Origin of the sequence: Lactobacillus corticis (assembly GCF_018327645.1) — a bacterium.
In the GTDB taxonomy this organism is placed as follows: Bacteria; Bacillota; Bacilli; order Lactobacillales; family Lactobacillaceae; genus Lactobacillus; species Lactobacillus corticis.
In genome coordinates, this window is record NZ_BMAY01000002.1 from 148,846 (window position 1) to 170,915 (window position 22,070).

Here is a 22,070-nt window from a genome sequence, read left to right on the forward strand (position 1 = left end):
CAGAAGGTGCGATATTCAGTGCCTTCAGGGTCCGCCCTATACCGCGGTAACGTATCGCCTTCTTGGCCGTACGTGAGGCCCAAAATAGGTGGTACCGCGCTCAGGCGCCCTATTAGATCAAGCAGATCTAGTAGGGCGTTTTTTATTTGCTGGTTACACAAAATGAGAGGAAGAGAAGATATGAAGTTCAAACCATTTTTTATTGCAGCCGCTGCTCTTTTATTGACAGCCTGCAGCTCCAATAAGGCAAGTTCTGGTTCTACTGCCAAAAAACAAGTTCTCAATTGGTCAGAATCCACTGCTTTGTCAACGCAAGATCCGTCCCTGGCTACCGATACCACCAGTTTCCAGGCATTGTTAAACACAGGAGATGGGCTCTATCGTTTGGATAAAAATAATAAGCCTAAACTGTCACTGGCTAAGAGCGTTAAAGTAACGGACGGCGGGAAGCAATATGACTTCACTTTGCGCAAAGATGCTAAATGGTCTAATGGGGATCAAATCACCGCCAAGGACTTCGTATATTCATATCGCAGAACGGTTACGCCAGCAACCAAGTCTGCTATGGCTTTTTACCTGTATCAAATCAAAAATGCCCAGGCTATTAACTCCGGGAAAAAACAGCCGACTGCTTTAGGCGTTACAGCAGTTTCTAAGTACCATTTACGGATTAAGCTTACTCGCCCTTTGAGCTACTTCAAGATTTTATTATCTTGGCCATTGTTCTTCCCGCAAAACCAAAAGTTCGTTGAACAAGCGGGCAAACTTTACGGTACCCAAGCTAAATACACGGTTTCATCCGGACCATTCGTTTTAAAGAAGTGGACTGGCACCAACAAGAGCTGGACCTTAGTCAAAAACAAGTACTACTGGGATAAAAAGCATGTGAAACTGACCAAGGTTAATGAACAAGTCAGTGAATCCACTACTACCAGCTACAATCTTTTCCAAGCTGGCAAAGCTGATGAGACCTTATTATCAGGCGAGCAAGTTTCTGCTAACAAGAATAAAGCAGGTTACCACCAACGTTTATCTTCAGCCATCCAACGGCTAGAATTGAACCAAAACAAGGTAAAAGCCTTCAAGAATCAGTCAATTCGTCAAGCTTTCTCATATGCAATCAACCGTAAGCAATTAGCTTACAATGTTCTAAAAGACGGTTCGGTACCTGCTAAGGGGTTCGTGCCTTCAGGCATGGGAACCAACCCCAAGACCGGAGCACAATTTGAAGACGATGCTTACGTCAAGAGTGCTGTTTCCTACAATTTAGCCAAGGCCAAGAAACTGCTTAAGAAGGGCTATCAAGAAACCGGCATTAAGTCAATCAAGGTAACGCTATTAGTTAGCGACACTGATTCCGCCAAGCAAACCGCTGAATTCCTGCAAAGCAAGCTTGACCAGCTCCCAGGCGTATCAATTTCAATTCAAAGCTTGCCATATACGCAATTAATTCAACGGCAATCTGCCGGCAACTACCAATTAACGGTTAAAAATTGGCAAGCCGTGTTCGGCGATCCTATCAACTTCTTGGACGTTTATGAAACTGGCTCCAGCTATTTAAACAACGGCTGGTCCAACAAGACATTTGATAAGCTTTTGCATGAATCAGAAAATGTCTACGGCAACCAACCCGTTACACGCTGGAAGAAGTTAGTCGCAGCTGAAAAAGTATTAATGAAGAGCCAAGGTACGATTCCGTTGATTCAAGTTGCTAAACCGCAACTGCTGAAGACTTCAGTTAAAGGCGTATCCTTTAACCCAACTGGCGTGCCATACGACTTCAAGAACGTTTACCTCAAATAAAAAAAGAACCCTCACGGGTTCTTTTTACTTGCTAGACTAATTCTTTTGAACTGCTGCCTTGAGCATTATGCTTGCTGTCTTCCGCATCTTCCAATGGGAAAATCTTATCTGGGTTGATTACCCCATTTGGATCAAACAAAGCCTTAACTTTTCTCAATAGGTCAGTGTAGTCCTTGCCATAAAAGTCTTCGTAGAAGTCCTTGCGAGCGTAGCCGATTCCATGTTCACCTGACATATTGCCATCTACTGCGCGCGCCGTCTTGTACAATTCACTGATTACGTAGTTTGACTTGTCAGCAAATTCTTGATCATTTAATTCGTCGGAACATAGGTAAATGTGCAGGTTACCGTCACCAGCATGGCCAAAGTTTGGAATCCGCATGCCAGTTTCTGCTTCCAATTCATCGATCCGCTTTAAGACGTCCGGAATATGGTTGATTGGCACGCTGACATCAACTTCGTCCATCTTCGGCGTAGATTTTTGAATTGCCAGCAGCAAGGATTCACGAGCTTCCCAAATCAGCTTGGCCTCAGCACTATCAGCATCCAAAACTACTGGTTTCATACCATGCATCGTGCTGGTTACTTCAACAATCGTATCAAGTTGGGCTTGTAATTCTTCCTTAGTAAAGGCATCAAGACCTAAGATAATGAAGCCGTCGCCTTCCTTGATTGGGAATTCTTTTTCGTAGTACTTTTCCCACAAATTCAAAACTTTGCGGCCCATGAATTCAACCGTCGTTGGAACCACGCCACTAGCTAAAATAGCTGGTACTGATTCAATTGCGTGAGTTAACGTATCAAATGGAATAACTGCATTGATACTTTGCTTTGGCTTTGGGTAGAGGCGGACAGTAACTTCGCAAACAACTCCCAAGGTCCCTTCAGAGCCGATAATCAAGTCTTTAATTGAGTAGCCGGAACTGGCCTTAACTGACTTGGAGCCGAGCTTGTAAAGCTTGCCATCGGTCATCGCCACTTTCAATTGGCGAATATGTTCACGGGTTACGCCGTACTTGATTGCCTTCAAGCCACCGGCATTCGTGTTAACATTGCCCCCGATCGTTGCCCAGTGCATTGCTGGAGCTGGCATATAAGTAAATGGCTTGTCTGCCAAGAATTTATCAAGGTCATTCAGCCGCATTCCGGCTTGCACCGTTAAAGTCAGTGAACCCGGATCATACTCAACAACCTGGTTCATCTTTACCATATCCAGTGAAATGCCATGGTGCACGGTCAAGTTGGCACCCATCAAACCAGTTGAGTTGCCGCGCGGTACCAATGGAATCTTATGGTCGCTAGCATACTTAACAACTTTTTGGACTTCTTCGTTGGTAGTTGGTTGGATAACCAAATCAGGCATTGCGCGAACCGTCTTAAATTGGTCATGATCCCAGTGTTCAGTTGGTTCGGTAATAAAGCGTTCAGGATCTGCGATATATGAGCGTAAAGTTTCAATGTCGGCAGCGGTTAACTTGTTAAATTGCATATTGGATGCCCCCCTATTTTGAAAAAATGTTTTCGTCAATTTCTACTCTATCCCAGCACAAATGAAAGCGCAAACATTTTATTTTGACTTTTCTGAATGTTATTTAAAGAACCTAGACCAGCTAGCATGTCAATCATTTAAATAAATCAAAAAAATTATTTTTTAGCGATAATCAGTCTTTTTGTTCTATATGGACCAATTACCGCTTTTCCTTGCGCTATAATTATTTTTAACTGCTAATCTATGCTTAGAAATTGAGGTTATGCATCATGACAGAACTTATTTTTAGTGATATTGACGGCACTTTAATTAATCAAAAGAAAGAAATTACGCCACTGACGAAACGCGCCCTGCAGTACCTAATCGCAACGGGCAATCTTTTCATTCCCGTCTCAGCTCGCAGCCCTCAAGCAATTCGTTCGGTAACAGATGAGATTATGCCTGATTGCCCTATTGGAGCTTTCAACGGCAGTTTAATTTACGACGAAAAAGGGCAAGTGATGCGTTCTATCACTATGGATTACGCCTCTGCGCACGCAATTATCCAATTGATCGAAGAACAATATCCAACTCAAGTCAGCTGGAACTTATACTACTATGACCAGTGGTACTGCGCTTTGCCAAAAAGCAGCCGCGTTCAAACAGAAGAAAGAATTGTAAAGGTGTCGGCTGAACCGATCCTGTTGCCTGAACTTGATGCCAAACAATTGCCTGGAGCTCACAAACTCCTCTTGATCGGTGATCCCCAAGTTCTTGACGCCCTGCAACCGCAGCTAAAGCAGCGCTTTAACCAACTTGATTTTGTCAAAAGCGATCAACACCTCTTAGAGGCTATTCCTAAAGGAATCCAAAAAAGCGACATCATTGATTTCTTCTGCCAGCACGAAAAGCTTGATAATACGCATACTTGGGCTTTTGGCGACAACTACAATGATGAAGCCCTCTTGCGGGCAGCCAACCACAGCTTTTTGATGGGCAATGCTCCAAAAGACTTGCAGCCCCAATTCACCTTGACTGCTGATAACGATCACGATGGCATTTATGTGGCCCTGAAAAAATATTTCCCAGGAAATTTGCCTTTTTAATCCGTAATGTTGACATGTGTAAACTTAACTGCTAAGATTACATATGTAAACAGAAAAGGAGTCGATTAAAATGGCAGCATCACAAATTATTACCATTGTTTTCGGTTTGGGTCTGATCGCCTTTATCCTCTGGTGGTTCTTTGCACCTCATAAGGAAACTGCAGTTCATGCAGAAGTCAAAGACGGCCAGCAATCAGAAACCGTTGTAGTTAAAGGGGGCTATAGTCCTGCAACCATCATTGTTAAGAAGGGCCTGCCAGCCACCATTAACTTTGATCTGCAAGATTCAACCGCCTGCTTATCAATGATCACGTTTGATAAGCTGGGCATAAACGAAAAGTTGAATGCCGCTAAAGATACAACCGTCAAAATTCCTACCAGCCAAGCCGGCGAGTACAACTTCGCTTGCGGAATGGATATGTTTCATGGAAAGGTGATCGTTAAATAATGTCTCTATTCAGTAAAAAGCAAAACGCAAAAATCGTTGTTGATGGCGGCTACAAGCCGGAAGTCGTTCATTTTAAGCAAGGCCAGCCGGCTCAAGTCGCATTCCATGCCAAGAATGTTAACGGCTGTTTGTCACACGTTGTTTTCAAAGACCTTAATGTTGATTCAGATTTAACTGCTCAAAAAGTTACTAAGATTAACATTCCAACCGACAAGCCAGGTGAATACAACTTCGCTTGCGGGATGGACATGTTCCACGGAAAGATTGTTATCGACTAATGAAACTCTCAAACATCCAACGCTTTTGGATCTCATTCGTCCTTGCGATTCCAATGCTCATCCAAATGTTGGCCATGCCATTTCATTGGATGATGCCTTACTATAACTGGGTTGCCCTTATAACCACCACCATCATTATGGCTATCTCGGCTGCTCCATATTGGAAGAGTGCCTGGGCGGCTTTTCAAAAGCACAGCGCAAACATGAATACTTTAGTCGCTATTGGTACCTCAGTTGCCTACTTCTACAGCATCTTTGCCATGATTACCGGCCGCGAAGTGTACTTTGAAAGTGCTGCTTTTGTGACGGTCTTCGTTCTTTTAGGCGATGCCCTAGAAGAAAAGATGCATAACAATGCCAATAACGCCTTAGCTAGTCTATTGAAGCTGCAGGCTAAGGATGCAGAAATCGAACGCAATGGCGAATTTGTCCGTGTTCCCCTAGACCAAGTAAAGACTGGTGCTACAATCCGCGTTAAGCCTGGTGAAAAGGTACCAGTCGATGGCGTTATTTTAACTGGTTCTACCAGTATCGACGAATCAATGGTTACCGGTGAAAGCATGCCGGTGAAAAAGACAGTCGGCGACGAAGTGGTTGGGTCAACCATCAACTCAACCGGAACTTTTACTTTCAAGGCAACCAAAGTCGGTGAAGATACGGTCTTAGCGCAAATCGTCGACTTTGTTAAAAAAGCACAAACCAGCCATGCTCCGATTCAAAAGCTGACTGATAAATTCTCTAACATCTTTGTGCCCGCAGTTTTGATCATTGCGATTGCTACTTTTGTCATCTGGTATGCCTTCTTAGGCGCCAGCTTCGTTGAAGCTTTGCTTTTTGCCATTAGCGTCCTCGTAATCGCCTGCCCGTGTGCTTTGGGACTAGCTACGCCAACCGCTTTAATGGTCGGTACTGCACGGGCTGCCAACATGGGGGTTTTGATTAAGAATGGCGAAGCCTTACAGGAAGCTAGCGACATTGACACGATTGTCTTTGATAAAACCGGTACGATCACCAATGGTAAGCCGGTAGTAACTGATGTGATTGGCCCACGTAAGGAAATATTGCAGCTAGCTGCCAGTTTGGAAGACTCGTCTGAACACCCTTTGGCACAAGCTGTTGTTGCTGCCGCCAAGGCTGACAAGCTCGATTTAACAGCTGCCAACAACTTCAAAGCTATTGAGGGTAAAGGCGTTTCTGGCAGCATAAATGGCCAAGAGATTCTTATCGGAAGCGAAAAACTGTTCGCCGATGGCAATATTTCCCAGGAAATATCTAACCAGGCAACCGCCTTGCAAAAAGCTGCCAAAACCGTCGTCTATGTTGGTAAAAATGGCCAAGCTGTGGGTTTGATCGCAATTCAAGATGCGCCAAAACCAACGTCTAAAGAAGCTATGGCTGCTTTAACCAAGCGCGGTTACCACACAGTAATGCTGACGGGCGATAACCAAGACGTGGCCCAAGCAATTGCTGATCAGGTTGGCATTAGTGAAGTAATTGCTGGCGTTTTGCCAAACCAAAAGGCTGATGAAATTCAAAAGCTACAATCTGCTGGTCGTAAGGTCGCCTTTGTTGGTGACGGGATCAATGATGCCCCTGCCCTGTCAGTAGCTGATGTCGGAATTGCCATGGGATCAGGAACTGATATTGCCATTGAATCCGGCAGCATTGTCTTAATGCAAAATGATCTGCGCGGCGTGGTTAAGGCCTTGGAAATGGCTAAAAAGACCTTCAACCGCATCAAGCTCAACCTCTTCTGGGCAATGATCTACAACATGATCGGAATTCCAATTGCCGCCGGCTTATTCATGCAAGTTGGACTGCAGCTTAGCCCTGAATTAGCGGGACTAGCAATGGCCTTCAGTTCGGTTTCGGTAGTCACTAGCTCCTTGCTGCTCAACAAGACCAAGGTTGCGGTTTAACCCTCTTCCCTCTAAACTAACTTCTATAATCTATACTTATCTACTTTTTACTATCTAACACACTAAAACGGCGCTAGGATAATTAATCCTAACGCCGTTTTCTTATTTTTTCTTTTTTAAAGCTTTTTGACTGTATCTAAGCCTTTGCCTTCTTGCAAGGCCTGGATTGCGTCATAATCGTACCCGCGCTGACTTTCATCAATCGCCAGTACTAGCAGATCTCCCGGCTCCAATTTGGTTTCACCATTGGGAATAATATCGCTGCCTCTACGCTTGATTACTTTCACCAAAGTATGCGGCGGCCAAGTAATTTCAGCAATCGTCTTATCAACCAAGGCACTTGATTCAAAGACCGCTACCGTCAATTGATCAGCTTGGCCGGAAACCTCATCTTGGTCATAGCTTGGCTCCATTGCTTTTGCCAAACTATCATAAATTGGCAAACCGCCTAGCAATACATCTACCAGCAAGGCAAAGAAGCTGACTAGGGCCAAAGGCATCAGGTGCAGGAGCGAGCCGACCATTTCCGTAATCAAAATGATCGCCGTAAATGGCGCTCTGATCGTCGCTGCGAAAAAGCCGGCCATGGAATAAATTATCAAATTGACGACCAGATAGCGTGGCATTAAGCCCAACTGCGCCATAAGCAAACCATAAGTAGCGCCAAAAAGGGCACCCATCGTTAAGATCGGGAGGAAAATGCCGCTTGGCAGACCGGAGTCATAAGAAACGATGGAAAATACCAGTCGCAGAACGAAAAATGCTGCCAGCATCCCTACTAAGGCCCAGCCATCGTGCTTAATTAATTTTGGCAAGGATAAAATCATTCTGTTTCCCGGACCGGTTACGATTGGCACATACCACATAATCGGTACCAAAATGGCCAACGGGATCAAGCCGTGAAGCCAGCGTGGAATGATTTTCAGCTTCATATAAGCGGCTTTCATTTTAAATAGGCCTACTTTATAGTAGTGTCCGCAAAAGCCGAGGAGCAGGCCTAAAATGACCAAATGCCAATAAAGCTGCGTTGGGAAGTAGTTCTTGTAAGCAATCATCAATGCCGGTTTCTGCCCAAAAATATTGGTAATGACATAGTCTGACGCCAAGGCCCCGATCAATGCGTTCATCCAAACCCGGGCTGAGAAGTTATGGAAGACCTCTTCCAACACGAATAGCGCGCCACTAAGCGGTGCGCCAAAAGCTGCCGCCAAACCACTAGCTGCCCCAGTTGCTAAGAGCACTCGCCGGTTAGTTCGGCTCTGTTTGCTTTTTTCGCCGACACCTTGACCAACTGTTGACCCCAATTGCAATGATGGTCCTTCAGGCCCTAAAAACAGCCCAGTTCCAATAACTAGAATACCGGAGATAAGCTTCCGCCACAGAATTGGCCACCACTTCAGGTTAAGCTTCCCTTGTAATTGCAGCTTTACTTCCGGAATCCCTGACCCGCCAACATGCGGGTATTGTTTAACAAAGTACCCTGCTAAAAGCCCGATAGCTGCATAGCCAACAATGATCAGGCCTAAAATCCAAAGATGCTGATGGGCCTGTTTGAATGCCCAAAGCCAAAATGAGCTGGTCTCTTCAATGCCAAAGCGGAAAAAACCAACGATACAGCCGACCAATACGCCCACGATCAGCGATTGGAACAGCAATTTGATACTTACATCTTTTTCGTATCTCATGCCCTCAAGAATCCCCTCTAATTGAATACAGTGACGTTTTTATTTTACAACAAAATGATCTGCCTGTAGGCAAAAAATAGGCCCCCTGCCGTTCGACAGAGCGCCTATTTGCTTTTTAGCATTCAATTATTTTTCTTCGTACCATTCAGTGTGGAAGACGCCTTCCCGGTCATTCCGGTAGTAAGTGTGCGCACCGAAGTAGTCACGTTGGCCTTGAATCATATTAGCTGGCAGGTTTGGATTGAAGATTGATTCCAAGTAGTTGAGTGATGCACTCAAAGTTGGAGTTGGAATACCCGCATCAGCAGCTAACTTCACAACTGCCCGCAAAGCTGGCAGATTCTTTTCCATTAAGCTCTTGAAGTAAGGAGCTTGGAATAAAACTTGCAGCTTGCCGTTTTCATCATATGCCTTTTCAATATCTTGCAGCATGTTTGAACGAATAATGCAGCCTGCTTCCCAGTTTTGAGCAATTGATTGGTAACGCAATTCCCACTTGTAAGCCTCAGCTGCCATCGTCAATTGTTGGAAGCCTTGAGCATAAGCAACTGCTTGCGCCAAGTTTAAGGCCTTTTCCAGGTTTTCTACCAAGTCAGCTGGTGCTTGGCCGTCAAACTTCGGAGCTGATCCCTCACGAGTCGTCTGCTTGCTCATGAACCGGCCGATAACGGCTTCCGCAATTACGCTGATTGGAGCACCAAGTGCTACCCCATCTTCCAGCATCCAGTTACCAGTACCCTTGTATGAAGCTACGTTTAAGATGTGGTCGATTACGTAGTCACTGGTCAGGTCGTCTTTTTGCTGCAAAACCTTAGAAGTGATTTCGATCAGGTAGGCGTGCAAGTCGCCTTGGTACCACTTGCCAAAAATTTCTGACATTTCTTCATTGCTCTTGCCAGAAACCGTCCGCAGCAAGTCGTAAACTTCACTAACTTCTTGCATGATGGCATATTCAATGCCGTTGTGAACCATCTTTACGTAGTGACCGCTTGATTCTGGGCCGATGTAGCTTACGCATGGCCGTCCATCTTCGGTCTTAGCAGCAATGGCTTCTAAAATTGGACGCACTTTTTCAAAGGCTTCTTTGTCACCGCCTGGCATTAGTGCTGGACCGTGCAGAGCGCCTTCTTCACCGCCTGAGACACCCATTCCGATAAAGTGGATGCCATACTTGCCTAATTCTTCAAAACGTCTCTGAGTGTCGTGGAAGTTCGAATTACCGCCGTCAATTACAATGTCGCCTGGTTCAAGCAAGTCTTTTAGCTTGTCTAAGGTCATGTCTACCGGCTTGCCGGCTTTGATCATAATCAAGATTTTGCGTGGCTTTTCAAGTGAATTAACGAATTCTTCCCAAGTATAAGTTGGCTTGAGCTTGTCATCTTGGTACTTGGCCAAAGCATCAACTTCCGGCTTGTCAATGCTGAAGCCGGCAACTGAATATCCACGTGAATGAATATTCAATGCTAAGTTTTTACCCATAACGGCAAGACCGATAACGCCGAATTGTTCCATAAAAGTTCCTCCGTCTAGAAATATCCAGATACTATTATAGTTTACTTAGCCAATAAAAGTACATGCAAAGATCTTGAATGCTAGCATACGGCAGAATTATATTTAATGGAATTATTTACGCTTTTTTGAAAGCACACAAAAAAGCGCTCAACTTGAGCGCTTTTCCGCTCTAATTAACAATCACTAGTTGCAAGTGTCTGATAATTAGTGTTCTGATGCACCTGAGGTGGTGTCTGGTTCTGGATCTGGTTCAGGTTCTTCTTGTGAAGCGCCTGAAGCAGTGTCAGCTTCAACACCGTACTTTTCAGCATAGTAGCTGAAAGGCTTCAATGCTTGTGCTTGGTACTTCTCAACGAATGCTGGGTCGTCCAAAGTATTAAGTTCAGTAGAATATGGCATTTCCTTAGTGAGCTTAACGTCCACAAGCATTGGGCCGTCCATCTTCTTCCATTCCTTGACAGCTGCTTCAAATTCAGCCTTGTTGGTTACAGTAACGGCCTTAACGTTCATACCCTCAGCAACCTTTGCCCAGTCGTTGTCTGGAAGGATAACACCTGATAATGGTTGGTGAGATTCATCTTCTTGTTCAGCTTGGATAAATCCAAGAGTTTCGTTAGTGAAGACAACGTTCATTACGTGCATGTTGTAACGAGCCATGGTCAACAATTCTTGGTTCATCATGGCAAAGCCACCGTCACCTGACAATGACCAAACTTCACGGTCTGGGAAGGTAGTTGCAGCTGCGACTGCGGCTGGTAAACCGTAACCCATAGTTGCGTACAAACCTGAAGTTGACCATCTTTGGTCACCGTGCAAGTTCATCAAACGAGTAAAGTTGATGTTTACGTTACCAACGTCAATTGCGAAGATAGCGTCGTCAGTTGCGTAGTTGTTGATGACGTCAAAGATAGGTTCTGCACGAACGCGTCCGTCATCCTTAATGTGGTCATCCTTGAAGCTGTCAAGCCATGCTTCCCAGTTTTCACGGTCTGCAAGAGCAGCCTTGTAAAGTGGAGTTTCAGGCTTTTCTTCACCAGCATCAATAATTGCACGCAAACTCTTCTTAGCATCTGCCAACATTGGCACATCTACAGAGTGACGCTTGCCAAGCTTTTCAGGGTCAACATCGATTTGGATGACCTTAGCCTTTGGGTTGAAGAAGAAGACTGAGAATGGTGAGTTGTTACCAACCCATACAACCAAGTCAGCGAACATTTGAATGTCGTCCCCAACCTTAGGAGCGGTACGGCCAATTGAGCCAACGTATGCTGGGAACTTGTCTTCAACAATCCCTTTAGCAATAACTGATGAAGCTAGCGGCATCTTGAATTTGTCTGAGAATTCTTTCAATTCTTCGCCGGCACCCTTAGCACCAATACCAAAGTAAACCATTGGAGCCTTAGCTTCCTTAATCAACTTAACTGCTTCTTCAACTGAAGCCTTAGTTGGTTCTGGGTAGTTTTCAGCAACGTGTGCATTAGCATTTACACGGAAGTTGTCTTCGATTTCTGCCCAACCAAAGTCCTTAGGAATGATTAAAATAGCAGGACCTTTTCTTGCGTAAGCTTGACGAATAGCTTCATCCATTAATACTGGAATAGCTTCCTTAGTCTTAGCTTGGTGTACCCATACGGCTACATCACGGAACCAAGGTTGTTCATCGAAAGCTTGGAAGAAGTTGATGTCTTGTCTTGAAGTTGGAACGTTAGCGACAATAGCAACCATTGGAGTCTTGTCGTACTTAGCGTCGTACAAACCATTCATCAAGTGAACTGCACCAGGGCCAGCTGAACCGAAGCAGACACCGACTTTGCCGGAAATCTTGTATTCGGATGAAGCAGCCAAAGCGCCAGCTTCTTCGTGACGAACTTCAATAAACTTAATCTTGTCTTGCATTTCGTGAATAGCGTTCATTGTTGAGTCGAATGAACCACCAGGGTAACCGTAAATGTGGTCAATACCCCAGTCAACTAACACTTGCAACATTGCATTTGAGCCTTTAATTTTTGCCATATTAAGTGCATCTCCTTGTTATTAACAATCAATTCACTTAGTATTATATGCACTGTGAAACCGTTTTTGCAAGCGTTATAAATATTGATTTATCAACGATGTAAGCGCTTGTTATAAAGATCATTTTCACAAACTTTGACTAGATTTTGTGAAATTGTCCTTGGTTACAAAGCTTATGATTGTGAAAAGCTTACTTTGTGTTAGTCCTTTTCTGTATTAACTGCACCGATTCGCAATTAATTTTTTTGAAATTTAGTTAAAAAGAGCCGCTTTACTTTCAATTTTGCAAAGTAAAACCGCTCTTTTTGCTATTTTTGTAATGTTTCCTAGTTGAAATGCAGGACTTTTGGATCAAAATCCTGCGTATCTTTTACGCCGGTATAAAGCATTAGCTGCGCTAGCTCTTGATTCATGCGTTTGATTTTGTCTTCAACGCCCGCTTGCCCTTGGTCAAGCAGCTCCGGCAAAATGCCGCGGCCAATCAGCACCGCGTCTGCCCCTAAGGCTAAGGCCTTGTAGGCATCGTAGCCGCTCATCAGTGACCCGTCAACAAATATGGTCATGCCGCTGCCGGCCAGGGCCTGCTTGATGTCCGGCAATACTTTCAATGGCGGAACGCCGAATGGGATCCGGCCATGGTGGTGCGAAACCACAATGGCACTGCAGCCTGCCTTCCAGGCTTTGAGTGCATCCCTGACGGACAAAACCCCTTTAGCAACAAACGGCACCTTGCTGTAAGCTGCATAACGAGCTAAATCAGCCTGCGTGATTGGCCCCATGGGAATACCGTCAACCACATCATAATTGCCATCTTCGCCCGGCACATGGTCAATGTCCATCCCCACCGCAACGGCTCCGCGGTCTTGGGCAAAAGCAATTTCTGCCAAAATCCGCTCGTGATCGGCAAAAGGCTTGATAATTCTGACAGTATCGCCGCCGGCAGCAACAATCTCTGCATATTCATCATCCGGCTCCATTCCGATCCAGTTCAAAACTTGCAGTTTTTTGGCAGCAGCCGCTTTTTCCTGCATTGGCTGGCGACTAGTATCAGCAAGCACCTGGTTTAAGTGCGACACGGCTGCCAAAGTTAGTGGCGAGGCATACTTGCGACCGAAAATTTCTGTCGTCAAATCCGGCTTGACCGCATCAATGATGCGCATTTCAACCAAAATATTATCCAAATATGCTCGGTTGTGAACGTTGGCATCATCAGCTTTCCCGCTAGTTACTGGGATCATCCCTTTTGGACCAGGCCATGAATCCTGCTTTAGCTCTGCTTGGTGCTTTTTAATTGAAGCACTGGTATTTGTATCGCTATGTTCCATTTATCTCGCCTCGCTAAAAAAACTACTTAGTCTTACTGTATTTGCCGTTTTGAATGTAGACGCTCAAAATCGCCAAATCGGCTGGGTTTACGCCGGAAATTCGTTCAGCCTGTGCCAAGGTTTCCGGCCGAATCTTCTCAAACTTTTGTCTAGCTTCAGTTGCTAAGCCGTCAATATCGTCATAATTGATATTTTCAGGGATCCGCTTAGCTTCCTGGCGCTTAAGCCGGGCAATCTGAACTTCTTCTTTTTTGATATAACCAGCATACTTGATCGAAATTTCTACTTGTTCCTTAACATAACGGTCATCACAAATATGCTCATGAGTTAATTCTTCAATATCAGAAATTGTAACCTTTGGCCGGCGCAAGAAGTAGTCAGCCTTGACGCCTGAAGCCATTGGAGCTTGGCCAATTTTTACCAAATAGCTTTGAACGTCTTCGATTGGGTGCACCGTGATTTCATGCAGGCGCTTTTCAACGCGGGCAATCTCTGCCTTCTTGGCTTCAAAGTCAGCATAACGATCATCGTCAATCAAGCCTAATTGATGCCCATATTCGGTCAACCGCAAGTCTGCATTGTCGTGACGCAAAATCAGCCGATATTCTGCCCGACTGGTCAGGAGACGATATGGCTCATTAGTGCCCTTGGTTACCAAGTCATCAATCAAAACGCCGATATAAGCTTCATCCCGGCCTAAAGTAAAGCCTGGCTTGCCTTTAGCTGCTAAAGCCGCATTGATCCCAGCAATTAAGCCTTGGCCAGCTGCTTCTTCATAGCCGCTGGTGCCGTTCATTTGGCCAGCAGTAAAGAGGTGCTTGATTTTCTTTGTTTCCAAGGTATGCTTCAACTGCCACGGTTCAATCACATCATATTCGATGGCGTAGCCTGGACGCATCATTTCAACCTTTTCCAAGCCAGCCACTGAATGCAGCATCTTCAGCTGCACTTCTTCCGGCATTGAGGTTGAAAAGTCGCCAACGTAGATTTCCTTAGTATGCCGACCTTCCGGTTCAAGGAAAATTTGGTGGCGGTCTTTATCAGCAAACCGTACCACCTTATCTTCGATTGATGGGCAATAACGTGGCCCTACCCCCTTGATGACGCCACTGAACATTGGCGCACGGTCAAGGTTGGCGCGGATAATTTCGTGCGTGGTGTTATTGGTATAGGTCATCCAGCATGAAATTTGGTCCTGTAAGTAGCTGCGGTCGCTGGTTTCATATGAAAAGTGCCGCGGTTCCTGATCACCAGGTTCTTCTTCGGTTTTGGAGTAGTCGATCGTATTGCCATTAACGCGTGGCGGCGTACCAGTCTTGAAGCGGCGCAGCTTGAAGCCGAGCTTTTCTAGGTTTTCTGACAATTTGATGGCGGGAGTAGTGTTATTAGGGCCTGATGAATAAGTCAATTCCCCAATAATAATCTTGCCCCTAGCTGCCGTACCGGTAGTCAGAACCACGCTTTTAGCCAAGTACTTAGCACCAGTATTGGTAATGACCCCTTTGCAGACGCCGTCTTCAACTACCAACTGGTCAACAACCGCCTGCCGCAAGGTCAAATTAGGCGTATTTTCGATCGTGTCCTTCATCCGTTCATGGTATTGCCACTTGTCAGCTTGGGCCCGCAAAGCTCGTACTGCCGGGCCCTTACCGGTGTTCAGCATCCGCATCTGAATGTAGGTAGCATCAATATTGCGTCCCATTTCGCCGCCTAAAGCATCGATTTCTCTGACCACGGTTCCTTTGGCAGGGCCCCCAACGGATGGATTACATGGCATAAAAGCCACCATATCCAAGCCAATGGTAACTACTAGAGTTTTTAAGCCCATGCGCGCACTAGCCAGGGCTGCTTCACTGCCGGCATGACCCGCACCAACTACGATTACATCATATTCGTTTGAATTGTATGTTTTTATCATCAATAACTTTCCCTTTACTTGCCTAAACAGAATTGACTAAATAATTGCGTAATTAATTCATCCGGAGCACTGTCTCCAGTAATTTCGCCTAAGGTGTCCCAAGCCCCGGTAAAATCAATTTGTGCAATATCAACGGGGATGCCATTGTCAACGGCTGAAATTACTTCCTCTAATTGCCCCTTAGCCTTGGCTAGCAATCCCGTCTGCCGCTGGTTGGTAACCATCACTTGCTCATTGGAGTTCTCGATTCCGCTAAAGAACAAATCCTTAATCGTCTGTTCTAGCTGTTCCATATGCTGCTTTTCCAACACGGATACGGCAATTACCGGGCTAGCCGTCTGGTCAGCCAGTTCCTGTGGTGTAATTTTCATCCCCAGGTCCGTCTTATTAAGAACAATGATCCGCTTCTTATCAGCCGTAGCTTGCAGGAGTTCTTGATCTTCACTTGTCAACTCCTGGCTGCTGTCTAACAACAGCAAAACCAAGTCTGCCCGCTTAAGCGCCTTTTTCGATCGTTCAACCCCAATTTTTTCTACCTTATCATCAGTCTGATGGATCCCAGCCGTATCGATTAATTCTAGCGGTACGCCATTGACTGAAACAAATTCTTCCAAGGTATCACGGGTCGTTCCCGCCACGTCGGTCACGATCGCCTTATCGCTTTGCGTCAAATAATTAAGTAAGGAAGATTTTCCTACGTTCGGTCGGCCAACGATCGCCGTCGCTAGCCCATTGCGCAAAATTTTCCCTTCATTGGCAGTCTTCAAGAGCGCATCAATTTCGGAAATTACGCGCTTAGAGGTATCTGCCATTTCCTTAGCAGTGACCGTATCAGCATCGTATTCGGGGTAGTCAATATTAACTTCCACATTGGCCAAAGTGTTTAAAATTTCTTGCCGCAGGTCCTTGATTTTCTGCATCAAGCCCCCCGCCATCTGCTTAGCAGCCACATCGCGCGCCTTATCGGTTTTAGCCCGCACGATATCCATCACGGCTTCTGCTTGCGTCAGGTCAATCCGGCCATTAACAAAGGCGCGTTTGGTAAATTCGCCAGGTTCGGCCATCCGGGCACCATTAGCCAATAAGAGCTGCAAAATGCGGTTAGTAACTACAATTCCGCCGTGACAATTGATTTCGATCATATCTTCGCGGGTTGCGGTTTTCGGTGCCAATAAAACTGAAACCATGACTTCATCAATCATCTCACCAGTTTTAGGATCGACGATATGACCGTAATTGATTGTGTGGCTAGCTGCTTTGGTCAGGTCCTTGCCCTTAAACAAACGATTGGCGATCTTCACTGATTCTTCACCAGACATGCGCACAATCGAAATTCCCCCTTCGCCAATCGGGGTTGAAATTGCTGCAATCGTATCAAATTCAGTTAAGGTCTGTGCCATCTCTTTCTCCTTGATGATCGTAATAAAAAAAGCGCAATAACCATCACAAATATGATGGATAAAGCACTTTCACCACTTTATCTAAACTAATTTAGATTATATGCTATTTTTTACGTTTTATCTGCTTATATGCTTTACGCAATTTGCGTTTACGCTCTCTTTCAGCAGCAGCCTTAGCTTCTTGCTCCCGCTTGTACTTAATCGGGTTTTGCAAGATGAAGGTTTGAATCAGCTGGAAGAGGTTGGAAATTACCCAGTAAAGCGAAATTGCTGATTGGAAGTACAAAGCCCAGAACCCTACCAGCAGCGACATCCCATACATCATGATCTTGCTGGTCATATTTTGGGATTCCTTCGGAGTCGACAATTGACTGACATAACTCGACAAGAAGGTAAAGACCGTAGCCAAAATTGGCATGACGTAGTATGGGTCAGGTCTACCCAAGTCCATCCAGAGGAAATGTCCAGTTTGCAATTCTGGCGTTGCCAAGATGGCTTGGTACAAGACCAGCATAACCGGCAGCTGAATCAGCATTGGCAAACATCCAGTATATGGGTTGACTCCTGCCTCTTTATACAACTTGTTGGTTTCCTCACGCAGGATTTGCTGGGTTTCTGGATCACGGCTTGAATACTTCTTTTGCAGCGCCGACAGCTGTGGCTGAATTTGCTGCATCTTTGTCGTACTCTTGATCGACATTGCGTTCAATGGGACCAAGATCAGCCGAATAATCACGGTAAAGACGATAATTGCAACTCCTGGGTTGTGGCACACCTTTGACAGCCACAACAAGAAGTCTGAGAAGTAACTAATTACCCAGCGGTACCACCAGCTATCATGACTAATAGTAGTACTGCTTGAACTGGTATTAGCACATCCCGTCAAAACAACAGCAATCGTCATTACCGCCAAAACTAGCAAAAGTCGTTTGAGATTTCTCTTAGTCAGAATGTCCTTCACTCTTTTTATCCTCAACTTTTTCTGGCGTGCTTATTACTTGACCAAGTTCCAAAGCGTGCAACAAATTTTGGCGCACGGCTGGTAGGTCAAAATTACGAGCGTATGGCCGAGTAATCACTAAAAAATCGACTTGCGGATCAATCTGCCCGCGATTTTCCGTAATTACCGCCCGAATGAAGCGTTTAAGTCGATTACGAGCAACAGCTGTATGCCCTACTTTTTTACCGACTGAAATGCCGACGCGGAAATGCTTGTTGTCGCTTTTTTCTAATTTATAAATGACAAAAGCGCGATTGGCGACTGAGTCGCCATGTTCGAACACTTTTTGAAAATCCTGTTCGGATTTAACTCGATAAGACTTTCTCAAAACGTTTCATTCCACTCTATTAGATTAAAAAAACCACTGGGATTCAGTGGCTTAAGCAGATAAGACTTTTCTACCCTTTGCACGGCGTCTAGCTAATACTTTACGGCCGTTTGACGTGCTCATCCGCTTCATAAAACCGTGAACGCGTGAACGGTGACGCTTCTTTGGTTGGTAAGTTCTCTTAGTAGTCATTCTAGTTTGCACCTCCCGTTATCGTGTGCCTAACTGCACAATTTCTTATCTAGGATAGCATGAAGCAAGAAAAAAACCAAGTAAAAAATCTAAAAAAAGCCCGAACACACGCTAAAAAAAGCAATTATTTTTGTAAATTTGTGTGGAAAAAAGAGAAAGCAAAATTTTTTCAAAAAAATATATCCACAGAGATATTTGCAAGATTATCCACAACTAACATGGTGTTGATAATTTTGTCCACAGGGTGTTGATAAGTATTCAGTGAGTTGGGCTAATCGCTTGAAAAATATGGGATTTTTATCCACAGATATTCATGTAGACAAGTCGTTTTTATATTTAATTTAGCACAATTATGTGAGTAACTAAAAATATATTTTCCACAGGCTGTGAATTCTGAATTTCTCTTTTGCACCTGTGGAAAACTAATTCTTTTGATGCTAAAATTAGGATGCTTTAATCTACTGGAGGGAATTAATTTTGTTCGATATCGATAAATTCTGGCAGCATTTTAATGATCAAATGCGTGGTCGTTTTAATGAAGTTGCCTACAATGCCTGGTTCAAAAACACCAGACCCATCGCTTATGACAAACACAGTCATGAATTGACTATTTCCGTCCAAAATCCGGTAGCAAAAGGTTATTGGGAGAAAAACTTATCTTCCGAGCTGATTCAGTCGGCATATGGCTATGCGCAGCTAGAGGTTTATCCAACTTTTACCATTGACGGCGATGACAGCCCCGAACGGCTAGTCACCCCTAAGCCAGAAGCTGAGCGCCATCAATATGTCGAAGAGCAGCAGGATGAATTTACCAAAGATTTAAAGCTTAATGATAAGTACACTTTCGATAACTTTGTTCAAGGCGAAGGGAATAAATTAGCTGCCGGGGCAGCATTAGCTGTTGCCGACAGTCCAGGCAGTTTTTACAACCCATTATTCATCTTCGGCGGAACCGGTTTGGGCAAGACGCACTTAATGCAAGCCATTGGTCATCAAATGTTGGCTGAGCGCCCGCAAGCTCGCGTCGTCTACATTCAAAGTGAAACTTTTGTCAACGACTTCATCAACTCGATCAAAAATAAGACGCAGGATAAGTTTCGTAAGAAGTATCGCAGCGCCGACTTGCTTTTAGTCGATGACATTCAGTTTTTTGCTAAAAAAGAGGGGATTCAGGAGGAATTCTTCCATACTTTCGAGACTCTCTATAATGACCAGAAACAAATCGTCATGACGAGCGACCGCTTGCCAACCGAAATTCCTGACTTGTCTGAACGTTTGGTATCGCGGTTTACTTGGGGCTTGCAAGTTGAAATCACGCCGCCTGATCTTGAAACGCGGATTGCGATTTTGCGTAAAAAAGCCGAATCTGATGGGATGGCAGTTGACGAAGGCACGCTGGACTACATTGCTTCGCAAGTTGATACCAATATCCGTGAACTGGAAGGGGCCCTGGTAAAAGTTCAGGCCCATGCCACGATCGAAAAAGAAGACATCAATAGCAGTCTTGCTCGTGATGCTTTAGCAGACTTAAAATTAGTACAAAAAGACCGCGGTTTGCAGATTTCTAAGATTCAAGAAGTGGTAGCTAATTACTTCCAAACTTCCACTAGAGAACTCAAGGGTAAGAAGCGCGTACGGCAGATCGTCATTCCGCGACAAGTCGCCATGTACCTATCACGGGAATTAACCGACGCCAGTCTGCCAAAAATTGGTCAAGAGTTTGGCGGCAAGGACCACACAACAGTCATGCATGCTTACGAAAAAATCAAGACTGAGATCAAGACTGATAGCGAGATTAAGCGTGCAGTACTCGATTTACGGCAAATGCTGGACCGTTAGACAAAAATCTAATGTGGAAAAGCATCATACTTATCCACAAGTTATTAACGGACTCTTTCCCGTAAATTCAATGATTCGGTAGGTTTTCAACAAGATTAACAGGACCTACTACTACTAACTAAATATATAACTAATAATTAAAAAGCAAACAGCAGCAGAGGAGATTCAAATGCAGTTTACGGTAAACAGAAACTTATTTATCGAAAATCTTAACAACGTCATGCGGGCTATCTCCAGTCGAGCAACTATTCCAATCTTAAGCGGAATTAAGTTAACGCTGACGGATACCGAACTAATCATGATTGGGAGCGACTCAGATATCTCAATCAAAACTAGCGTACCGGTTAGTGATGATTTAGTGGTTGGATCTACTGGCAGCATCGTTTTGACTGCTCGTTTTTTCAGTGAAATTATCAAAAAATTGCCAGGAAAAGATTTTTCTTTTGAAGTGCAAGAAGGTTTCCAAACCAAGATTGTATCTGAAAATAGTGAGTTCACGATTAACGGCTTAGATGCCAACAATTACCCACGCTTGCCAGAAATTCCTGATGATTCAGCATTCAAGCTTTCTGGTAAAACCTTGCGGGAAATTATCAATGAAACGCAATTTGCCGTTGCTACTTCAGAAAGTCGTTTGGTTTTGACGGGGGTTCACTTTACTTTCAATCCAAATGAAATCAATGCGGTAGCTACTGACTCTCACCGTTTGTCTGAACGTTCGCTCAAATTGGAAAATGGCCCACAAGTAAAGACCGACTTGATCATTCCAGGTAAAAGCTTGCAGGAATTATCGCGTATTATTGGTGAAAGCGATCCTGAAGTTAAGGTTTGCCCAGGAGAAAGCCAAGTTCTTTTCGAAATTGGCAATATTTCTTTCTATTCTCGCTTATTGGAAGGCAATTATCCTGATACCGATCGCTTGCTGCCAACTGAAAGTGCGACGACAGTGAAATTTGACTTGGCAGAATTATCAAGTGCGCTAGATCGGGCCAGCCTTTTGACGCACGCCGGCCGCAATAACGTGGTTAAGCTAACTTTAGATACGCAAAAGCAACAAGTACGCTTGTCAGGTGAGTCAGCCGAAATTGGTAACGTTGAAGAAAACGTAACGTTTGGCGAACTGACGGGGGATGATTTGATGATTTCATTTAACCCTGACTACTTGCGCGATGCTTTAAGAGCTTCTGAAACCGACAGCGTTGTTATGAAATTCACCCAGCCGCTGCGTCCATTTACAGTGACCCCAGACGATAAAACAATTGATTTTATCCAATTGATAACGCCGGTTAGAACTTTTTAAATCAAAAAGCTAATTTAAAATAACAAGCCCTGTCTGTAATAGACGAGGCTTGTTTGTTTTGTTGTAATTTTATTAAAGCTGATAGCTGTCCCAGCAGCTTTGCCATAATTATCGCTTGCGTTTTTCAGTGAGTTTTTTGGCAAAAGAAAATAATTGCATGTTTTTTGCTATTTTACCCCGTTTTAAAGGAATTCCCCAATAACAGTTAAAAACCGCTCAGAAGCCCTCAAAATGGCTTACAGCTTGTAAACTAGTGCCAAAAACGCTATAATATAGAGGACAGAATGCCGCTCAGCGGCTGTTTTTTACGGGCATTGAAGGTGAGCATGATAAAGACTTTTGCAATTAGTGGTGAATACATCACTTTAGGACAATTTTTGAAAGAAGAGAGCATTGTTTCTTCAGGTGGGCAAGCCAAGCATTATCTTGAAGAAAACCCAGTTCAGCTTAATGGCGAAACGGAAGCACGTCGCGGCAAGAAGCTGCGGGCTGGGGACCAGCTGGTAGTTGCTGGAATGCAATACGAATTTAAGTAG

The 22,070-nt window shown here is 44.5% G+C and carries 18 protein-coding genes; 8 read left to right on the forward strand and 10 right to left on the reverse strand.

Annotated elements, in window-relative coordinates; translation table 11 throughout:
* The first annotated feature begins 180 nt into the window (after positions 1-180).
* Entirely contained in the window at positions 181-1,803 is a 1,623-nt protein-coding gene (locus KI210_RS02005; RefSeq protein WP_212780219.1) for a peptide ABC transporter substrate-binding protein, read from the forward strand.
* Between the two features lie 31 nt (positions 1,804-1,834).
* Here the strand turns inward: KI210_RS02005 and KI210_RS02010 are convergent, their stop codons facing one another.
* On the reverse strand, positions 1,835-3,292 hold the full coding sequence (locus KI210_RS02010) for an FAD-binding oxidoreductase (RefSeq protein ID WP_212780220.1): 1,458 nt from the start codon (positions 3,290-3,292) through the stop codon (positions 1,835-1,837).
* A 269-nt stretch (positions 3,293-3,561) separates the two neighbouring features.
* Here KI210_RS02010 and KI210_RS02015 point away from each other — a divergent pair, with 269 nt between their 5' ends.
* The 4 genes from KI210_RS02015 (at position 3,562) to KI210_RS02030 (ending at position 7,022) form a co-directional block, all read left to right on the forward strand.
* Positions 3,562-4,377, forward strand: coding sequence for a Cof-type HAD-IIB family hydrolase (locus tag KI210_RS02015; protein WP_212780221.1), 816 nt, complete (start codon positions 3,562-3,564; stop codon positions 4,375-4,377).
* A 70-nt stretch (positions 4,378-4,447) separates the two neighbouring features.
* Complete coding sequence (locus KI210_RS02020; RefSeq protein ID WP_212780222.1) at positions 4,448-4,825, forward strand: cupredoxin domain-containing protein; 378 nt, start codon at positions 4,448-4,450, stop codon at positions 4,823-4,825.
* A complete protein-coding gene (locus KI210_RS02025; protein ID WP_212780223.1) occupies positions 4,825-5,103 on the forward strand; it encodes a cupredoxin domain-containing protein in 279 nt (92 codons plus the stop codon). The genes KI210_RS02020 and KI210_RS02025 overlap by 1 nt, the downstream gene beginning before the upstream one ends.
* Entirely contained in the window at positions 5,103-7,022 is a 1,920-nt protein-coding gene (locus tag KI210_RS02030) for a copper-translocating P-type ATPase (protein WP_212780224.1), read from the forward strand. The genes KI210_RS02025 and KI210_RS02030 overlap by 1 nt, the downstream gene beginning before the upstream one ends.
* A gap of 116 nt (positions 7,023-7,138) precedes the next feature.
* Here KI210_RS02030 and KI210_RS02035 read toward each other — a convergent pair whose 3' ends face one another.
* The 9 genes from KI210_RS02035 to rpmH all read right to left on the reverse strand — a co-directional run bounded on the left by KI210_RS02035 (position 7,139) and on the right by rpmH (position 18,395).
* Entirely contained in the window at positions 7,139-8,707 is a 1,569-nt protein-coding gene (locus KI210_RS02035) for a ClC family H(+)/Cl(-) exchange transporter (protein WP_212780225.1), read from the reverse strand.
* 126 nt (positions 8,708-8,833) lie between these two features.
* Positions 8,834-10,219: an NADP-dependent phosphogluconate dehydrogenase gene (gnd, locus tag KI210_RS02040; protein WP_212780226.1), complete on the reverse strand. Its 1,386-nt coding sequence runs from the start codon at positions 10,217-10,219 to the stop codon at positions 8,834-8,836.
* Between the two features lie 204 nt (positions 10,220-10,423).
* Positions 10,424-12,232, reverse strand: coding sequence for a pyruvate oxidase (spxB, locus tag KI210_RS02045; RefSeq protein WP_212780227.1), 1,809 nt, complete (start codon positions 12,230-12,232; stop codon positions 10,424-10,426).
* A gap of 326 nt (positions 12,233-12,558) precedes the next feature.
* Positions 12,559-13,557: an alpha-hydroxy-acid oxidizing protein gene (locus KI210_RS02050; RefSeq protein ID WP_246487304.1), complete on the reverse strand. Its 999-nt coding sequence runs from the start codon at positions 13,555-13,557 to the stop codon at positions 12,559-12,561.
* 22 nt (positions 13,558-13,579) lie between these two features.
* A complete protein-coding gene (gene mnmG / locus KI210_RS02055) occupies positions 13,580-15,475 on the reverse strand; it encodes a tRNA uridine-5-carboxymethylaminomethyl(34) synthesis enzyme MnmG (RefSeq protein ID WP_212780228.1) in 1,896 nt (631 codons plus the stop codon).
* A 14-nt stretch (positions 15,476-15,489) separates the two neighbouring features.
* Complete coding sequence (gene mnmE / locus KI210_RS02060; RefSeq protein WP_212780229.1) at positions 15,490-16,875, reverse strand: tRNA uridine-5-carboxymethylaminomethyl(34) synthesis GTPase MnmE; 1,386 nt, start codon at positions 16,873-16,875, stop codon at positions 15,490-15,492.
* A 103-nt stretch (positions 16,876-16,978) separates the two neighbouring features.
* Positions 16,979-17,836: a YidC/Oxa1 family membrane protein insertase gene (locus KI210_RS02065; RefSeq protein WP_212780230.1), complete on the reverse strand. Its 858-nt coding sequence runs from the start codon at positions 17,834-17,836 to the stop codon at positions 16,979-16,981.
* On the reverse strand, positions 17,817-18,203 hold the full coding sequence (rnpA, locus tag KI210_RS02070) for a ribonuclease P protein component (RefSeq protein WP_212780231.1): 387 nt from the start codon (positions 18,201-18,203) through the stop codon (positions 17,817-17,819). Before rnpA ends, KI210_RS02065 begins: the two co-directional genes overlap by 20 nt.
* Before the next feature lie 51 nt (positions 18,204-18,254).
* Complete coding sequence (gene rpmH / locus KI210_RS02075; RefSeq protein ID WP_003549412.1) at positions 18,255-18,395, reverse strand: 50S ribosomal protein L34; 141 nt, start codon at positions 18,393-18,395, stop codon at positions 18,255-18,257.
* Positions 18,396-18,872: 477 nt separating this feature from the next.
* Between rpmH and dnaA the strand changes: the two genes are divergently transcribed.
* The 3 genes from dnaA (at position 18,873) to yaaA (ending at position 22,070) form a co-directional block, all read left to right on the forward strand.
* Positions 18,873-20,234 carry a chromosomal replication initiator protein DnaA gene (dnaA, locus tag KI210_RS02080; RefSeq protein ID WP_212780232.1) on the forward strand — a complete coding sequence of 454 codons (1,362 nt, stop codon included), beginning with the start codon at positions 18,873-18,875 and terminating at the stop codon, positions 20,232-20,234.
* A gap of 169 nt (positions 20,235-20,403) precedes the next feature.
* The gene (dnaN, locus tag KI210_RS02085) at positions 20,404-21,534 is read left to right on the forward strand and encodes a DNA polymerase III subunit beta (RefSeq protein ID WP_212780233.1); all 1,131 of its coding nucleotides are present in this window, start codon (positions 20,404-20,406) and stop codon (positions 21,532-21,534) included.
* A 320-nt stretch (positions 21,535-21,854) separates the two neighbouring features.
* A complete protein-coding gene (gene yaaA, locus KI210_RS02090) occupies positions 21,855-22,070 on the forward strand; it encodes a S4 domain-containing protein YaaA (protein WP_212780280.1) in 216 nt (71 codons plus the stop codon).